Below are 16,221 nucleotides of genomic sequence, written 5' to 3'. Positions count from 1 at the left end.
CAGTAAATAGCGAGCATTGCGATAAGACGGAAATAATACTAGACTGCTCAGTATGATAATTCAATTAAAATACTAGACTGTTTAGTTTGATAATTGTAAAAAAGTTGTATATCACATGAATAATCCGAAAAGATCACAAGCCGGTCGGCCTAAAAGCACAGAAAAGCAACGTCAGATTTTGATGTCTGCCAGTTGCCTGTTTTTACAGCAGGGATTTAGTGCTACTTCTATGGACAATGTAGCCAAAGAAGCGAATGTCTCTAAACAAACAGTATATTCTCATTTTAAAAACAAAGACGCCCTGTTCAGCGCGGTTATCGCCCACAAATGTCAGCAATATCAGATGGACGAAGAACATATAATGCAATGTCCGCGTTCGTTGCTGGAAGTGTTACACCTGGTCGGCGAACAGTTTGTTCGGTTACTCCATGACGAAGAGGTTATTGCCATGTACAGAGTGGTTATGGGTGAAGTAAGTGCCAACATACATGTAGCTGAACTGTTTTACGAAGCAGGCCCCAAAAGAGCCATGCTGATGCTGAAAGATTACCTGATTCGACAGCGGGAATTGCAGATCCCCGAGTCCCGTTTAAAACACCTGGTGATGATATTTTTTAATATGCTCAAGGGAGAGCATCACATGAAAAGCCTGATGGGCCTCCCCTGCGAGCTCAACGAGACTGAGCAACTGGCATTTGTTAACCGCGTTGTCGAAGACTTTATGACTATTCTGCGCCATCAGAATGACTGAGAGGAATCGTTAACAACCGCTCCGCTATAATAACTTCTCCGTGGAATTGTTGTCTGATTAGGCGCAATGACTCGTTGAAATGTCGCTCACTGCGCTTCATAAAATGCGACAGCAAAAGTTTTTTAGGCTGCACCCGCTTTGCAATTTGGGCGATTTGAGTCGGAGACATATGCAGGTTTTGTGCTACCGGATGCGCATTGTCAGGGATTGCCATATGCAACATCAACAAATCAGCGCCTGTGGCAAATCCAGCCAGTTTCTGGGTATTATCGGACATATCACCACTGTAAACCAGACGGCAATGACCCACATCGACTCGCCACGCCAGTGCCGGCACGGGACCGTGATGCACCGTTAAAGCGGCGACCAGTCCCCATGAGAAGTCTTTGACAAATACCGCGTTTTCTCCCGGTTCAGTCGCATCCACGGCATGCAGTTGAAAGCGCTCCCGTCCTTTGTACAGATAATCCGACAAATAGGAAAATGCCCCGTTTTTACCAAAAAGACGTTGCACAAATTCACCGGTGGCTGGCATCAGGTGGTTACCATCAGGACCAATGACATACAAATCCCGATTTCGTCCGGTAAAATAGGCACCTTTGACAAATGCAGGCAAATCCGCGCTGTGATCGGTATGCAGATGCGAAAACAAAACCGCATCTACAGTGGCAAAATCGGCGCCGCTGTCACCAAAACTGATGCTGGTGCCACTACCGGTGTCCAACAGTAATTTAGCCTGCCCATTCAGCCAAAGCTGATAACCCGATGACGTTCGTCCATCGTCCAGTTCCGGTCCGCCGGCACCTAAGATCTGTAAATAAATGTCTTCGCGACACTGATCGGCAAGCGCATGTACGGGCAGTGCGACATGCAGCAGCAACAGCAAAACAACAACTCTCAATTTCATCTCCTTTTTTTTTCAGACCTGATGATTGCCACTGATATTGCGCAGTAAGTTGCTATTTTCTGGTTTATACCTAACACTACTTACATTCTTACCGAAACGCTATTCTTCTATGAATCAGCTAAAAGTATTTGTGCTGATCCTGTTTTTTTACACAGCTTTTAGCGCCAGTGCCACCCGAGATATCCGCTACCCCCGTCCTGAAGATGGGGTTGATAAGCGCCAGGACTTTGCCCTGCTTATTCTGGAAAAAATCCTGTCGCGCTATCAGGACAGTTACCAGCTGCTTGAATCAGACTACCCGGCGCAACAAGACCGTGCCTTGTTGTTGTTAAATGAACGTTTGCTGGATGTGGTCTGGACCGGCACCTCAAAGCACCGGGAAACAAATTACCGGGCCATCCGAACCCCCATCCAAAAAGGATTACTGGGTTGGCGCCTATTTTTAATCAACAAAGACAATATCGAACTGCTTAAATCGGTAGACACTCCGCAACAACTGCGTCTGTTCAGTATTGGCCTGGGAGGCGGTTGGCCCGATGTCGGGTTATTCAGCGACAATGGCTTCGTAGTCCATACAACCACATCTTATGACGCCCTGTTTCACATGCTGCAAAAACGTCGTTTCCAATTGTTTCCGCGCTCAGTGTTAGAGATCTGGGAAGAATATGACAACTATCAACAATTCGATATTGCCATCGAACCCAACGTGATCGTTCACTATCCCTACGCTAATTTTTTCTTTGTCAATCAACAAGACGAAGCACTGGCAAAGGATATTGAAAGTGGCTTTAAAGCCCTGATAGATTCAGGTGAGTACGAAGCTTTGTTCCAGTCAACTTATCGGGAAACGTTGCAACAGGTTCGCTTTTCAGAGCGAAAAATATTGTCATTAAAGAATGGATTTTTTCAGGAACCTGACGATACAGAAAAAAAATATTATTTTAATCTTTGATTTAGGATGACGATTTTATATTCTTTGTTAACAAAAATAATAAAAACAAGTAGAGCGTGTTGAACTTCACTGTACAAAATTTGTTCTAGATATAAGCGTTTTAATCGAGGAACAGTCCTACAGGCTTGGTGGTTTTAAGTCAAAGGACTGTGACAAAGAGTAAAGCGCTTATATGACGAACCCTTCGGGCAGCGCCTGTGTGCAAAATTGTACCGTAAAGATCAACACGCTCTTAACAAAAACGCCATCGGAAGGCGTCAGGTAAAGATTTGCTGTGCCCACAAATTGTAACTATAGTGTTACAGGAACGTTTCAGGCTTGTTAATGACCCAGCCGCACCGGGGATTGGTGCGACAATTTTCAGTCTGGATTTTACCGAAAAGCGTACAAAAAAAGAGGCATTAGACGCCCATGTTTAAATCGATAAGTAACCAACTGGTATTTTGGTTGTTCGTCAGTGGTTTTATAGCTGCCAGCCTATCCGGTTCAATCGCCTATATGATTTCTTCCGGTCAGGCAGAAAACGAATTTGAACAACAAATGCAGGCCCAGCTCAGTTATGCCAGAGTGGCTCTGATAGAGCCGGTATTCACTTATGATTATGGTCAGGTAGAGCAAATTGCCAAAGCCATGACAGACATCGATATTGTATCCGGGGTCACTATAACTGACCATCGCGACAAAGAACTCGGCAAGTCAGGGAAAACCCGGGTAACCGATGATTCCTTCGAAGCATTTGAAACCGGCGTCATTAGCCGGGACAACAAAGAAATCGGCAAGATCAGCGTGGTGTTCACCAAAGCGCCAATGCAAAGCAAGTTGGCCAGTAATGCTTTCTCTGCGATGTTTAACATCCTGATCCTGGTGGTGGTAATGTTGGTTGCGGCCGTGATAACCACCAGAAAATTAGTTTTGTCGCAGTTGCTGGATGTTACTTTATCTATCAAGGAAATTGCTTTAGGTGACGGCGATTTAACCCGTAAACTGAAAGGTGCCCGAAGTACAGAGTTTGCCAACCTGGCACGCAACTTCCACCTGCTGCTGGAAAAACTAACGGAACTGATTAAAAACGTACTGCAAACCGGTAACGTCATTGAAAACCGTTCTGAAACCATAAAATCCATGATGGTGAATGCCAATAAATCCACGGATACCCAGTTGTCCGATGTGCAGATGATTGCCACAGCCTTGCAGGAAATGTCTATCACGGCGTCCAAAGTCGCCGAGCATTCGAAGCACACTGTTGAGCAAACAGACATTGCCAAAGAAAGAGTGGAACAAGGTCGGGATCGCGTTGAGAGCAGTGTGGGCATCATCAAAGGATTAGAAAGCCAAATCATGGGCACTGCCGACCAGGTTTATCGACTGCGTGACAACAGTGAAAAAATTGGCTCTGTTGTAACCGTTATCAAATCTATCGCTGAACAAACTAACCTGTTGGCACTGAATGCGGCCATTGAAGCCGCCCGGGCTGGCGAGCAAGGGCGAGGATTCGCGGTTGTAGCTGATGAAGTACGTACTCTGGCGCAGCGTACACAAGCATCTACGGAAGAGATTGAGAATATTGTCACCGGTCTGCAAAGCTCAGCCGAAGACGCTCATCAGTCAATGTCCTCCAGTACCAGTGCCGTGGGTCAGGCAGCCACCGAAGCCGACAGTATCAGCGAGATCCTGGATGGTATTCAGGAAACTGTGGTGAATGTCAGCGATATGAACCACCAGATCGCCGTCGCCTCAGAAGAGCAAAGTGCGGTCAGCAATGACCTGAGTAAACGTATCGAATCTATCAGTCATTCTGCCGATGCACTGGCCACCACTATGAGTGAGGTGGACGAAATTTCCGGCGAACTGGAAGACAAATGCCATGATATGCAAAGCATGTTAGGGCGCTTTAAGTTAGATTAAGCAATACCCTAAAAACCCAGGGGCAACTGTAACAGTTGCCCTTTCTTTTCAATACCAGACAACTCTGTATCCCTCCCCCACCACCAAAGTGACACAACATAAAACCCGTGTTATCTGCGATAAATCAGGATAAACCCATACTTCGACTTTCTTTTTGCTGGCAACCGAAGGACAATACACAGGTTTAATTCATCAGCAGGGTCAAATCACCATGAGTCGTTTTTTAGGACAACATATCTTGTCTGTAAATCAATTTGATATCGATGCCATTCGTCAAATTTTTCAGGTTGCGGACTCCATGGAAGTCTATACCCGCAGGGAAAAGCGCACTACGGTATTAGATGGTGCCATTTTAGGAAACCTGTTTTTTGAGCCCAGTACCCGAACACGGGTCAGCTTTGGTACAGCCTTTAATTTGTTAGGCGGTAAAGTGCGTGAAACCGTGGGGGTGGGTAACTCGGCCCTGGCGAAGGGCGAATCCTTGTATGACACCGCCAGAGTACTCAGTGGCTATTCCGATGTCATTGCCATGCGTCATCCTGACGCAGGATCAGTGGAAGAGTTTTCCAAAGGTAGTCGGGTCCCCTGTATCAACGGTGGTGATGGTCCCAACGAGCACCCTACCCAGGCCCTGTTAGATTTGTATACCATTAAAAAAGAGCTGGCCTTTCATCAGCGTGGTATTGATGGCCTGCACATTGCCATGGTGGGAGATCTTAAATTTGGTCGCACAGTGCACTCTCTGGCCAAACTCTTGTGTTTGTTTAACGATGTGCGCTTTACCTTTATTTCACCTGAAGAGCTGAGTATGCCTGATTATATTCTGGACACCATCAGCAACGCCGGTCATCGGTTTAAGGTGCAAAACACCCTGGATGGCCAATTTGATGCCGATATCTGCTATCAAACCCGGGTGCAGGAGGAGCGCTTCCCATCCAAAGAAGAGGCCAACAAATATCGGGGTAAGTTTCGCCTGAATCAGGCGATTTACACCCAACACTTCCAGTCTAAAACCGTGATAATGCACCCATTACCGCGCGATTCTCGTGCTGACGCCAATGAACTGGATAATGATCTGAACCAAAATCCGAATTTAGCCATATTCCGTCAGACCGACAATGGGGTTTTGGTCAGAATGGCCCTGTTCGCCCTGGCATTGGGTGTTGAAAACAAAGTGAGAGACTATGAACGGGCCGTTCCCTGGCACTATCACAGCAAATAACCGCCCCGAACCTGTTTAACTAATCGAAAAAAAGACAAGAGAGCAAAGCAGTAATGCAAAAATCTGAACAACTTTTTTCCCAGGCAAAACAACATATCCCGGGTGGCGTAAACAGCCCGGTTCGCGCCTTTAAAGCCGTTGGAGGTACTCCGCCCTTCATTGCAAAAGCCGACGGTCCTTACCTGTACGATGCAGACGGTAAACAATACATCGACTATGTCTTGTCCTGGGGGCCAATGGTTCTGGGCCACAACAATGAAGCCATCAGAAACGCGGTGGCAAAAGCGATCGAGAACGGTCTGAGCTTCGGTGCTCCCACCGAACTGGAAGTGCAAATGGCCGAACTCATCAGCCGTCTGGTGCCCAGTATGGAGATGTCCCGCATGGTAAACTCCGGGACGGAAGCCACCATGAGTGCCATCCGTCTGGCACGCGGTTATACCGGCAAAAACAAAATTCTGAAATTTGAAGGTTGTTATCACGGCCATTCAGACAGCCTGCTGGTTAAAGCTGGCTCAGGCGCTTTGACCTTTGGAGTGCCCAGCTCACCCGGTGTACCGGACAGTGTGGCGCAACACACCCTGACAGTAGAGTTTAATAACCTCGCCAGTGTTGAGGCGGCTTTCACTCAGTGCGGTGACGATATCGCCTGTATCATTGTTGAGCCGGTTGCCGGAAACATGAATTGTATCCCACCAGTGCCAGGATTTCTTGAAGGCCTGCGCAGCATTTGCGACAAGCATGGCGCCCTGTTGATTTTTGATGAAGTCATGACCGGCTTTCGCGTTGCCCTTGGCGGTGCTCAGGCACATTATCAGATCAAACCAGATCTGACCTGTTTAGGTAAAGTTATCGGCGGAGGTATGCCGGTGGGTGCCTTTGGTGGCAAACGAGATATCATGGAACATCTGGCGCCCAGTGGCCCGGTTTATCAGGCAGGGACACTATCAGGTAACCCCATTGCCATGAGCGCAGGTTTAGCGGCCCTGAACGCTATTCAGGCACCCGGCATGTACGACACCCTGGCTGCCAATACCGAAAAGCTGGCACTGGGTATTCAGGCTCAGGCCAAAGAGTTAGGCGTGCCTATGACAGTTAATTATGCCGGCTCTATGTTTGGTTTGTTTTTCACTGATGTCGACAAGGTGGTGAACTACCAACAAGCGATTAGTTGCAACAATGAGCAGTTTAATCGCTTTTACCACAAAATGCTGGAACTTGGCGTGTATTTGGCACCGGCCTCCTACGAGGCGGGATTTGTGTCCAGTATGCATTCAGAAGCCATTATCGACCAGACCATTCAGGTGGCCCGCACGGCACTGGAAAGCCTGTAAACAGGAAACAAAAACGGGCGGATTCTCCGCCCATTTTTTTGTCGCACTGACAGCAATTTTATTAATGGATTGAACTTCCCCCAAAAAATGACCTCTATTGCATAGTTTAATTAGCAACTGATGTCACTTGCATTCAATCAGCATCCATCATATTCCATCCGACGCCAATGAACCGGACTTCACAGGGTTAGACGGTGACATTGCGTACGGGGACAATCAACAGCATCCGGTATTCGATATCGGGCAAGTGGAATTTGCCGATGCAAACCTCCCCATTGATGTGCATCAGACCATTGACGAACAAAACAGTCCGCCACCTCGTCTCACACTGAGCCAGCAGAAACGAACACTGTTTAGCTCGTTGGTACTTCACAGCATTTTTTGCGCTATCATCCTGTATTTCTCCGCAATGCAAGCCCCGGTAATTTTGCAACCCGCGCCACCAGTCATTCCCATTCAGGCCACCTTGTATTATCCACCTCTACCGGCTGCCCTACCGGCAGAGCCAGAAATAGAAGAAACCGAAACAGCCGTCGAAACACCAGTCGAATCCACACAAGAATTGAGACAAGAACCCATAGCGCGCACTGAAATTACCGATGTACCTGAGCAGGCGATTGCTCAAAACGAACCAGAAGTCGATACTCAGCCCTCACCGGCTACCCCGGAAAACCTGCCTCCTAAAAACGCGCTCAACCATTCAGAGCCCAACAGTCTGCAGCGTCTAAATCAGGCACTGAGTTCACACCTGGGTCAAATAGCTGAACAGGAAATGCAGGCGATGAGCAATGATGCCGTGCGAAACCGCGACCAGACTTTTTACCAGCAACAAACCCAGGGATATAACCTGGTGGAAGAAGATCCAAACAAACGACCTACTAAAAACATAGATTGCAGCGGCACAACAGGGAAAACCGTCGGCATATTGTCGGGATTGTTAGGCGGTACATTGCGCTGCACCGAAAAACCGGATTTCCAAAGGTATATTGATTCCAGGCTGAATAAAGAAAAACAAGACTAGATTGCAGTGGTGGTTTTAGAAACGGTCCTGCTATTGCGGTCGTAACTCGGGTGATTTTAATAACGTTTCTGAAATTAGGTTCAGTGTACTGATGTAGCGCCTTCGAAGGGGAGATCCCCTTCACCCCCCGTTGGCCCTGACGCGAGACAACATAAGTCTCAAGCGCAGAACCAGAAGACCGTCGATGATAGTGCGTCCATGCACTTCCATCGACTTGGGCAACAATCCCTGTTGCCAATCTTCTGCTTTTACCTGCCCTTTCGGCTTATCTCGCGAAAGGGCCAGATACCAAAGAACTTCGAATATACAGCGGTGAGTTGTTTGACAAATGTATCCAGGGTGTCCGGACTTCCATGGAAATAGTCATTGAGAGTAACGCTCTGTTCAGGTGTGAGCAACGCAACACCAAAGCCGCCGCATTCCACTTCAAACACTAAATGCAACGTATAGCAATCACAGCAACGCGGTGCAATCTTGATTTAGATGCACAATTACCCGGTAAGAAGCGCCTCCTCAGAGGCTCTGCATATTTTTAAAAATCAGAATCTTTAAAAACGCCATAGGGTGATTTGTCCACGTAATCATTAGTGCCCCAGGACAGATTTCCACCTGAGCCAAGATTGGCGATGGTGTCAAAGTATGAGCCGGCACCACCACCTGGTAAGATCCGGGTTTTGGTTTTTGATTTAGGACTGCCGGATTCCGGTGTCAGGTCTGACGTTAGCGCGATGCAGTTGGCTGGGTTTTCATCTGACACACACACTGTAGAGCCTAATATATAGGCATTGGGTTGCGGCTCGCCACGGGCAATAAAATACGAATAAGCCACCAGGCCGGTGCGGTCATGGCCGTTGGCGCAGTGAATGTAATACACATGCGGGGTAGTGTGAGCCGTGTTCAATAAGGTGTGTAATGTTTCTCCGGCCCACTGGTCCAGATAGAAGAGGAAATTGCTGCTGTTATAAGGGCTTCCCGACGGCTCAATTGGCCACCAACACATTTTCGCGCCATTGGGTGCGCTGGCGGAGGTTAACCACATATCGGGTTCATAGGTGCCATTAGTGAGCGTTGTGAGTGTGGGTTCTGTTGGGGTGGCTTTGTTAGGATCAAAAGCGTGGGTTTCCTGGTGGTTATCGCGACTAGGATCTCTCAGACAGACATCATGAAACAGATAATCTGATCTGCTGACCGGAAATGTGTCGCCTGTTGCGTCCTTATAGCGCTTACTCATAATAGTGTGTAACCCTTCAAAATCCACGGTTTGCGGTCCATCAGGTGTCGTGGGTGCAGTCAATGGTTCATTACCGCGGAACAGAAAGTTTTTCGCCGGACTGGTTATCTTACTGGTGGGTTTTGGTGTTACAACATCCAGCAGGCTGACGATATCTGGGTTGAGCTCCTGGTACTGATGCAGGACACCCGCTGATTTTTGCGGTGGGCTGATAGCAAAAAAATCAGGCGTACCGGATTGCGTGGTGATCCAGTTGCGTTTTTTTTTCATTTTCCAGATAAGCCCAGCTTTTTTGCCCAGGTATAATGCCAATAGTCACCTGCCCGTACTCAGGTTCCGAGCCAGTGGTAAAGCCATTTTTGACCTTGAGTTCCGTTTGCAGCCAGTGCGAGGGTTTACCGGAAACACAGGCAATTTCTAACTCCAATGCCGGAAAGGTACTGGTTTTGGAGGTCGATGATCCAAAACTGATTTGCGGATAACCGTTACTATCGGTGGTGGGTTCAGGGACTTTAAACCCGGCGTTAGTAATGGTCGGCCCATTCATTACCGTCATCGTAACGTTTTTAGTTTCAACAAAGGTGATGGTTAATTCCAACCCCGGAGAAAGCGCAAAGGTGTAAGTGGCTTTTTGGGTTGGCGTGGGTGCTGGTGTCTTTCCTGATGTCATTTTTTCTATCCCGATAATGAGTCCTCATTGAGAATAGCAGCTATTTCAAAAAATATTACCCAAATCAGCCAGCTAATTAAATAATGGCATTTTCAGCAATTTCAGGCCCTCGTTAACTAGCTCTCCTCAGCTCATTGACTGCTTCACAGACACCTGCCTCAATAATTACAGCGATCAGCGGCTGAGTTGTTCCAGTAAATCCACCAGGTCAGCATCTTGCCAATCATCCAGCGCATCGCCTGCCTGAATTTCAAAACGGCAGCTCTGTTCCCCCTGGGGCAATATTCGGTCGAATAGCCAGATACCTTTTTCTTCAGCGAGTTTCAGCGCCCGTCGTTCCAGCACCTGAGCACTGACCGGCAACTGCACCAAAAAGCCGTTGCATTGCACTGGAAAAGGCAAGGCCTCATCGCCAAATCGATGCTGAATCGCTTGTGCCAATGCATAGGCCCGTTGATGGAATTCCGGAATTCTCGGCAGATAGTGCCGCAGCCCCCACAGTGCGCTCAAAACATAAGGAAATGCAGTAAACAGATCGCCCCCCATGCGACTGCGCCAGGGAATAAGCTGTTCAATAAATTCAGTTTCACCAGCAACGACTCCGCCTGCTGCTGCCCCTAATGTTTTGTACAAGGAGACATAGACAGAATTACCAATACCCGCCACATCCGCGTAGGGTTTTTGCCAGTAACAGGCGGCTTCCAATAATCTGGCTCCGTCAATGTGTATCGGTATCCCGCGGGTTTTCGCAAATTGTTGTAAATATTCCAGTGTTTGCCACTGCGGCAGGCGAAACCCGGCGCGCCGGGTAGGAAGTTCCAGCACGATAGCCGCCAGATCTTCGGGCAACCGCGCAATGTCATTGTCGGTAATGGCACAATGCGGCTCGCCGAACATCCACACCTCAAGATTCAGCAACTTGTCATAGGCGTCGCTTTCGTCCACGGCGATGTGTGATTGGGGATGTATTGCTATCCGATGGCGGTTTAGGTTTGCTGACCACTGCAACAGCGCCGCATTTTGCCCCACCATGCCTTTGTGCACAAACAAGGCTCGCTCTTTTCCCAACAGCTCAGCGATTTTATTTTCCAGCAAGGTTATCGTCGGCCCGCTGTTATAAAAATCGATTTGCTGATCTATTTCCGGTACCTGCGCAATGCGCTGTAACCATTGTTTGTGATTTAACGGTTTGTGTCGGGTGATAAACTTGTGGCACTGCGCCATTAGCGGGTGCCCGAGTAAAATACCTTTGTACATCAATAACATCCCTTCATCGCATTGCGTGCTGCGGGTTAACTGCCAAAAAGGCGTTCCCACAGCGACTTTTCTTTTGTTTCCTGTGGTGGTTTTCCATCACAGGTAGTGGCACCTGGCAATGCCGGTAGATAGGCCGGGACACTTAAACCGTTGGCACAACCAGGGACTTTGCGGCTGCCATCTTCAGGCGCAAAATGGGCAATACCAATGCCTTCCGGAAACGCCTGGTTAAAGGATTTCGGATAAATATCCCGCTGCATGTTGATGAAAATTGACATGGCACCGGCCGAACCGGTTAATCCGGTTTCCAGGTTGTCGTCGTTGCCCACCCATATCGTCGTGGCCAGTTGATTGTCCATACCACTAAACCAGCTGTCCCGATAATCGTCAGTAGTGCCGGTTTTGCCGGCAAAATTTACCCGGGGAAATACCTGCTTCAGACGTTTACCCGTGCCTTCCCGGGTAACTTTATGCAGCGCGTAATTCACCAGGTAGGCCGCCGCTTTGTCTACCCGCTGTTCCGGGACATTCATGCGATACCAAATCGGAATATCATCATGAGTGGAAATCGCGGATATGGAATGCAGCTCCTGGCGAATTCCCACGTTAGCAATGGTTTGGTACATCTGATTAACCTGCCTGGGTGACAGGTTCAGTGCTCCCAGTGTCATGGCGGGATAAGTATCAAACTTTTCTTTAACACCCAGGCGTTCTATGGTGTCAGCAACGTTTTCCAACCCCAGCGTCATGCCCAGTTTTACTGTAGGCACATTCAGTGAATGCGATAATGCCGTTAACAGGGGGACACTGCCGCGAAATTGTTTATCCACATTTTGCGGCTCCCAATACTTGCCATAACTACTTTTAAGCCTGATGGGCTTATCTTCTATCGGCGTTGCCAGGGTATAGACAGCGGGCTGCTCCAGGGCAGTCAGATACACCGCCGGCTTGATCAGTGACCCCACAGGTCTTCTGGCATCCAGCACCCGGTTAAACCCCTGATAATCAAATTCTTTGCCCCCTACTAACGCACGAATACCACCGGTGCGAAAGTCAGATGCGATGATGGCCGCATTGAGCGCCACCGTATCCCGGCTGCTCTGAAGGGCTGTTAAAGTTTTTTCAGTGGCCTGCTCCGCCGCCCGTTGAATATGTGGGTCAAGGGTACTGAAAATCTTAATGCCAGACTCCCGTAAATCCTTGGCCGGTAACACCTGACGCAACTCGCGATTAACTTGTTGCATAAAAGCCGGGTATTTGTGTTGACTCAAAATCCCCTTGTCCACCGCATTTAACGGACTTTCCACCGCGTCGGTATACATTTCTTTGTCGATAATGTCCTGCTCAAATAACGTGCGTAGAACCACATCGCGACGCTTGCGGGTATTTTGCGGATGGCGAAAAGGATTGTAGGCAGACGGGCCTTTGACCATACCCACCAACGTCGCCTGCTCGGCCAGATTCAGTTCTTCCAGAGGACGATTAAAGTAGTAATAACTGGCCAGGCCAAAACCGTGAATAGCCAGATCCCCTCTTTGCCCGAGGAATACTTCGTTCAGATAGGTTTCGATAATTTCATCTTTGCTGTAACGCAAATCAATGATCACAGCCATGATGGCTTCGTTAATTTTGCGTATCAGGCTGCGTTCACGGGTAAGAAACAGGTTTTTTGCCAACTGCTGAGTTAACGTTGAGCCACCCTGTACCGTGCGTCCGGCCTTAATATTCGCTACCAGTGCCCGTAAAATTGCAAGTGGTGCCACCCCGTGATGATGATAAAAATCGCGATCTTCAGTCATGATCAGCGTTTCAATTAACGAGGTAGGGATATCTTCCAGCGTTAACAAGATCCTGTCTTCTCTGCTCTGAGTAATGATCCGGGTCACCATCATGGGCTCCAGCCTTGCCTCATTGACCTGGCTGGTAACAGCGTTGTCATAAATACTCACCAGCCGGTCATTTTGCAGTTTCAGGCGCAATTGTCGTGCGGACTCAAAGCCATCGGCAAACGCAAATGCCCGACGAAAAACCCGAAGTTCACCACCTTGCAGCGTGTATTCTCCGGGCTGCCGGATCTGGCTGACCTGCCTGTAACCAAGTAAACTCAGTTCCTGAAGAATCTCGTCGCGATTAATTTCCTGCCCTTGTTGTAACGTTAAAGGACGGGCAAAAAGCTGAGCCGGCACCACCCACTTATTGCCGTCAAAACGGGTTTTAATTTGCGCATCCAGATAAAATCCGTAAGCAAATAAGGCCACTAAAAACACAGCGGTCAGTTTCCAAAAGTATTTTTTAAACCAGCGAAATGGGGCAGAAATCAATTTCAAATCAGGTTCCTAATGCAATTTCAGGAAAGGCGTTTACGACGTTATGCCGTATAATACGTGACAAACTTTGATTAAAAAAGCACTGACACAATGCGCACATTTATCGGCCTTGAACCCGATGCCGACACTAAACTGGCGATCGCCAACTGGCGGGAACTCGCTTTTCCCTCCTTGCAGGGCGCTATCCCGATGGAAAACTTCCATATTACATTGGCGTTTTTAGGTGATATAACACCAGCACAACAGGAAATTCTGTTTGCTCTGAAAAGCCTGGCACAGCCGCTGCACTTGTACGCCGAGGAAGTGGGTTATTTTGCTAAACCCGGCATTGGTTTTCTGACCATTAAACAGGATGAAAAACTGCTGTTGCTGCAACAAAAACTCAGCCAACAATTACAACATATCGGCAGATTTAAGCGTTCTCAGAAGTTTATCCCTCATATCAGCCTTTCCAGACAAACCTTAACGCCTTTACCTTCGCCATTACTAGCACCGCGCTTTGAATTGCAACTCAACGGCTACCATCTGTACGAGTCACTGCGCCACAAAAATCGGGTCAGCTACCGCATTATCCACAGCTGGAATAGGATATAGCGGATTCAGTGTAAACTGGCGCTGTTTTCGTGAAAAAATTCGTTATACTGAACCACTTAGTCAAAAAACCATTTTCAGGAACACCATGCGACAAACGTTTCGCCTTATCATTGATTGCCCGGACCAGGTAGGTCTGGTGGCGGCAGTCAGTCACTTTTTAGCAGAGCACAATGCCACTATCGTAGAAGCGAGCCACCACACCGATTTACAAACTGGCCGATTTTTTATGCGCCATGAGATCAGTGCCGATAATCTCGCGATGAATCTCCCGGAATTTAGTGCGCTGTTCGTTCCTGTCGCTGAAAAATTTAACATGCATTGGCAACTCACCGACTCTCATGAAAAACAAAAAGTCGCATTGTTAGCCAGTAAAGAATCTCATTGTCTGAATGACCTGTTACATCGCTGGCACACCGGTGAATTGCACTGTGATATTCCCTGCATAATTGCCAACCATCCACAAATGCAGCAATTTGCTGACTGGTATGATGTCCCCTTTCACTGGATTGATTTTAGTGCCACCAGCAAGGCTCATGCCTTTCAGGAAATTGAAACCCTGCTAGACCACTACGAGATAGATCTCATGGTACTGGCCAGATTCATGCAAATTCTGCCGCCGGAAACTTGCGCAAAGTGGCAGGGTAAAGCAATTAATATTCATCACAGCTTTTTACCCTCCTTTATTGGTGCGAAACCATATCAGCAGGCTTATGATCGCGGTGTAAAACTCATTGGTGCCACCTGCCATTATGTCACCCAGGATCTGGATGCCGGTCCCATCATCGAACAGGAAGTGATCCGCATCAGCCACAGCGATACCGCTGAAGATATGGTGCGCAAAGGTAAAGAGTGTGAGAAGTCAGCGCTGGCGCATGGCCTGCGTAATCACCTGGAAGAACGAGTAATTATTCACGGCAATAAAACCGTGGTATTTGCAAAATAATTGCCGGGGATGTTTAGGTTCAGCCCGATTCGGGTTCCCCTGGCTCAGCCAATTGCCTGAGCCAGGCACCGATTGCAATCAGTTTAATTCAGATTAAAAATTGTTGTTGCCCTAAAACTTGTGTTCAATACCAACAGACAACCAACGCTTGTCCTCGGCACTGTCTAACTTGCGGTTGGTTAACCAGGCAAACACCTTGGTACTGTCACCAAGTTTATAATCGGCTCCCAGTGTGATGCTGTTGTCATCTTCTAATGTTTGATACTGAGACTTCAATTTCCATTTGTGCAAACGGTACTCGGCATTGACCGTTGCTCCGGACTGAGATTCACCACCAGCCGATGGCTCCTGTTGATGTAATCCGGCGCCCAATGTCCAGTCATCAAATTTTCCAGCGACAACCAACCGCTGAACGTCATATCCTTTAATTTTACTGTCGTGCGTTAGCGCAGCGTAAATTTGCGATTTTTTCAGTTTAGGATCGCCGTAATAGACACCAATAGAAGTCCCATCATCTTTGTCTGATGCATCCTCTACAACATATGTGGCCGCAACCACAAAGCCATTAAGTGATGGACTAAAATAGGTCAGTGAATCGTTGACCCGGTTTTCGCCTTTCCACAGACCTTTTAAATCAGCTTCATAATCACTGAAAGTATCCATGGGCTTGGACAATTGCTTGGTTACTGTGTCGTTGCGCCCTACCACCACTTCACCAAAACTGCCCTTTAATCCCAGATATTGGTTTCTAGATTTGATGTTGTCTGAATCATCCAGATCCGCCAGGTCCACTTGCCACTCAAGCAAATAGAACACAGTAAGGCCGTCTTCGAGTTCCTTTTCCCCTTTAACACCAACGCGTGATGAATTGCTTTTCAACTCGGTGAAGCTGCCCTCGCCTTCATCGGCGTATTGCAGCGTCATATTGACCTTTCCATAAAAATCTAACAGTTCTGCTTCCTCTGCAAAACAAGAACAGGTTAACAACATAAACGACCCAAAAAGGGTCTGTGGAAGCGGTTTGATGTCAGGCATAAAAGTGTCTTGAAGAATAATTTCGTGCAGTGAAATATCGGAGCACGCATTATTACACTTTTATTTCAGTTT

14 protein-coding genes are annotated in these 16,221 nt (G+C 47.8%); 8 read left to right on the top strand and 6 right to left on the bottom strand.

The annotated features are described in order from the left end of the window. Positions 1–115 precede the first annotated feature (115 nt). Positions 116–751 carry a TetR/AcrR family transcriptional regulator gene (locus LJ740_RS06495; protein WP_229528265.1) on the top strand — a complete coding sequence of 212 codons (636 nt, stop codon included), beginning with the start codon at positions 116–118 and terminating at the stop codon, positions 749–751. Here the strand turns inward: LJ740_RS06495 and LJ740_RS06490 are convergent. After that, entirely contained in the window at positions 726–1,652 is a 927-nt protein-coding gene (locus LJ740_RS06490) for an MBL fold metallo-hydrolase (protein ID WP_229528264.1), read from the bottom strand. The two genes, LJ740_RS06495 and LJ740_RS06490, sit on opposite strands and share 26 nt — an antisense overlap. A gap of 115 nt (positions 1,653–1,767) precedes the next feature. Here LJ740_RS06490 and LJ740_RS06485 point away from each other — a divergent pair, with 115 nt between their 5' ends. The 5 genes from LJ740_RS06485 to LJ740_RS06465 all read left to right on the top strand — a co-directional run bounded on the left by LJ740_RS06485 (position 1,768) and on the right by LJ740_RS06465 (position 8,092). Next, entirely contained in the window at positions 1,768–2,610 is an 843-nt protein-coding gene (locus tag LJ740_RS06485; protein WP_229528263.1) for a hypothetical protein, read from the top strand. 411 nt (positions 2,611–3,021) lie between these two features. Beyond that, the gene (locus LJ740_RS06480) at positions 3,022–4,515 is read left to right on the top strand and encodes a methyl-accepting chemotaxis protein (protein ID WP_229528262.1); all 1,494 of its coding nucleotides are present in this window, start codon (positions 3,022–3,024) and stop codon (positions 4,513–4,515) included. Positions 4,516–4,726: 211 nt separating this feature from the next. Then, positions 4,727–5,737: an aspartate carbamoyltransferase gene (locus LJ740_RS06475; RefSeq protein ID WP_229528261.1), complete on the top strand. Its 1,011-nt coding sequence runs from the start codon at positions 4,727–4,729 to the stop codon at positions 5,735–5,737. A gap of 53 nt (positions 5,738–5,790) precedes the next feature. After that, on the top strand, positions 5,791–7,071 hold the full coding sequence (gene hemL / locus LJ740_RS06470) for a glutamate-1-semialdehyde 2,1-aminomutase (RefSeq protein WP_229528260.1): 1,281 nt from the start codon (positions 5,791–5,793) through the stop codon (positions 7,069–7,071). Between the two features lie 127 nt (positions 7,072–7,198). After that, positions 7,199–8,092, top strand: coding sequence for a cell envelope integrity protein TolA (locus tag LJ740_RS06465; RefSeq protein ID WP_229528259.1), 894 nt, complete (start codon positions 7,199–7,201; stop codon positions 8,090–8,092). A 532-nt stretch (positions 8,093–8,624) separates the two neighbouring features. Here LJ740_RS06465 and LJ740_RS06460 read toward each other — a convergent pair. From LJ740_RS06460 to mrcB, 4 genes are all read right to left on the bottom strand, one after another. Continuing rightward, positions 8,625–9,593: a hypothetical protein gene (locus LJ740_RS06460; RefSeq protein WP_229528258.1), complete on the bottom strand. Its 969-nt coding sequence runs from the start codon at positions 9,591–9,593 to the stop codon at positions 8,625–8,627. After that, positions 9,547–9,993: a hypothetical protein gene (locus tag LJ740_RS06455; protein WP_229528257.1), complete on the bottom strand. Its 447-nt coding sequence runs from the start codon at positions 9,991–9,993 to the stop codon at positions 9,547–9,549. Before LJ740_RS06455 ends, LJ740_RS06460 begins: the two co-directional genes overlap by 47 nt. Positions 9,994–10,167: 174 nt before the next feature. Continuing rightward, positions 10,168–11,310 carry a threonine aldolase family protein gene (locus LJ740_RS06450; RefSeq protein ID WP_229528256.1) on the bottom strand — a complete coding sequence of 381 codons (1,143 nt, stop codon included), beginning with the start codon at positions 11,308–11,310 and terminating at the stop codon, positions 10,168–10,170. Beyond that, on the bottom strand, positions 11,286–13,577 hold the full coding sequence (gene mrcB / locus LJ740_RS06445) for a penicillin-binding protein 1B (protein ID WP_229528255.1): 2,292 nt from the start codon (positions 13,575–13,577) through the stop codon (positions 11,286–11,288). Before mrcB ends, LJ740_RS06450 begins: the two co-directional genes overlap by 25 nt. A 90-nt stretch (positions 13,578–13,667) precedes the next feature. Between mrcB and thpR the strand changes: the two genes are divergently transcribed. Beyond that, complete coding sequence (gene thpR / locus LJ740_RS06440) at positions 13,668–14,171, top strand: RNA 2',3'-cyclic phosphodiesterase (protein ID WP_229528254.1); 504 nt, start codon at positions 13,668–13,670, stop codon at positions 14,169–14,171. Between the two features lie 85 nt (positions 14,172–14,256). Next, positions 14,257–15,114: a formyltetrahydrofolate deformylase gene (purU, locus tag LJ740_RS06435; RefSeq protein WP_229528253.1), complete on the top strand. Its 858-nt coding sequence runs from the start codon at positions 14,257–14,259 to the stop codon at positions 15,112–15,114. A gap of 111 nt (positions 15,115–15,225) precedes the next feature. Here purU and LJ740_RS06430 read toward each other — a convergent pair whose 3' ends face one another. Next, positions 15,226–16,149, bottom strand: coding sequence for a porin (locus tag LJ740_RS06430; protein ID WP_229528252.1), 924 nt, complete (start codon positions 16,147–16,149; stop codon positions 15,226–15,228). Between the last annotated feature and the right edge of the window lie 72 nt (positions 16,150–16,221).

The organism is Planctobacterium marinum, from assembly GCF_020687805.1.
In the GTDB taxonomy this organism is placed as follows: domain Bacteria; phylum Pseudomonadota; class Gammaproteobacteria; order Enterobacterales; family Alteromonadaceae; genus Planctobacterium; species Planctobacterium marinum.
Note: the sequence above shows the minus strand (reverse complement) of the source record. Positions and strands in the feature narration are given on the sequence as shown.

Coding starts and splice junctions, on each gene's coding strand:
- LJ740_RS06495 (WP_229528265.1), top strand. CDS start 116: ATGAATAATCCGAAAAGATCACAAGCCGGTCGGCCTAAAAGCACAGAA.
- LJ740_RS06485 (WP_229528263.1), top strand. CDS start 1,768: ATGAATCAGCTAAAAGTATTTGTGCTGATCCTGTTTTTTTACACAGCT.
- LJ740_RS06480 (WP_229528262.1), top strand. CDS start 3,022: ATGTTTAAATCGATAAGTAACCAACTGGTATTTTGGTTGTTCGTCAGT.
- LJ740_RS06475 (WP_229528261.1), top strand. CDS start 4,727: ATGAGTCGTTTTTTAGGACAACATATCTTGTCTGTAAATCAATTTGAT.
- hemL (WP_229528260.1), top strand. CDS start 5,791: ATGCAAAAATCTGAACAACTTTTTTCCCAGGCAAAACAACATATCCCG.
- LJ740_RS06460 (WP_229528258.1), bottom strand. CDS start 9,593: ATGAAAAAAAAACGCAACTGGATCACCACGCAATCCGGTACGCCTGAT.
- LJ740_RS06455 (WP_229528257.1), bottom strand. CDS start 9,993: ATGACATCAGGAAAGACACCAGCACCCACGCCAACCCAAAAAGCCACT.
- thpR (WP_229528254.1), top strand. CDS start 13,668: ATGCGCACATTTATCGGCCTTGAACCCGATGCCGACACTAAACTGGCG.
- purU (WP_229528253.1), top strand. CDS start 14,257: ATGCGACAAACGTTTCGCCTTATCATTGATTGCCCGGACCAGGTAGGT.
- LJ740_RS06430 (WP_229528252.1), bottom strand. CDS start 16,149: ATGCCTGACATCAAACCGCTTCCACAGACCCTTTTTGGGTCGTTTATG.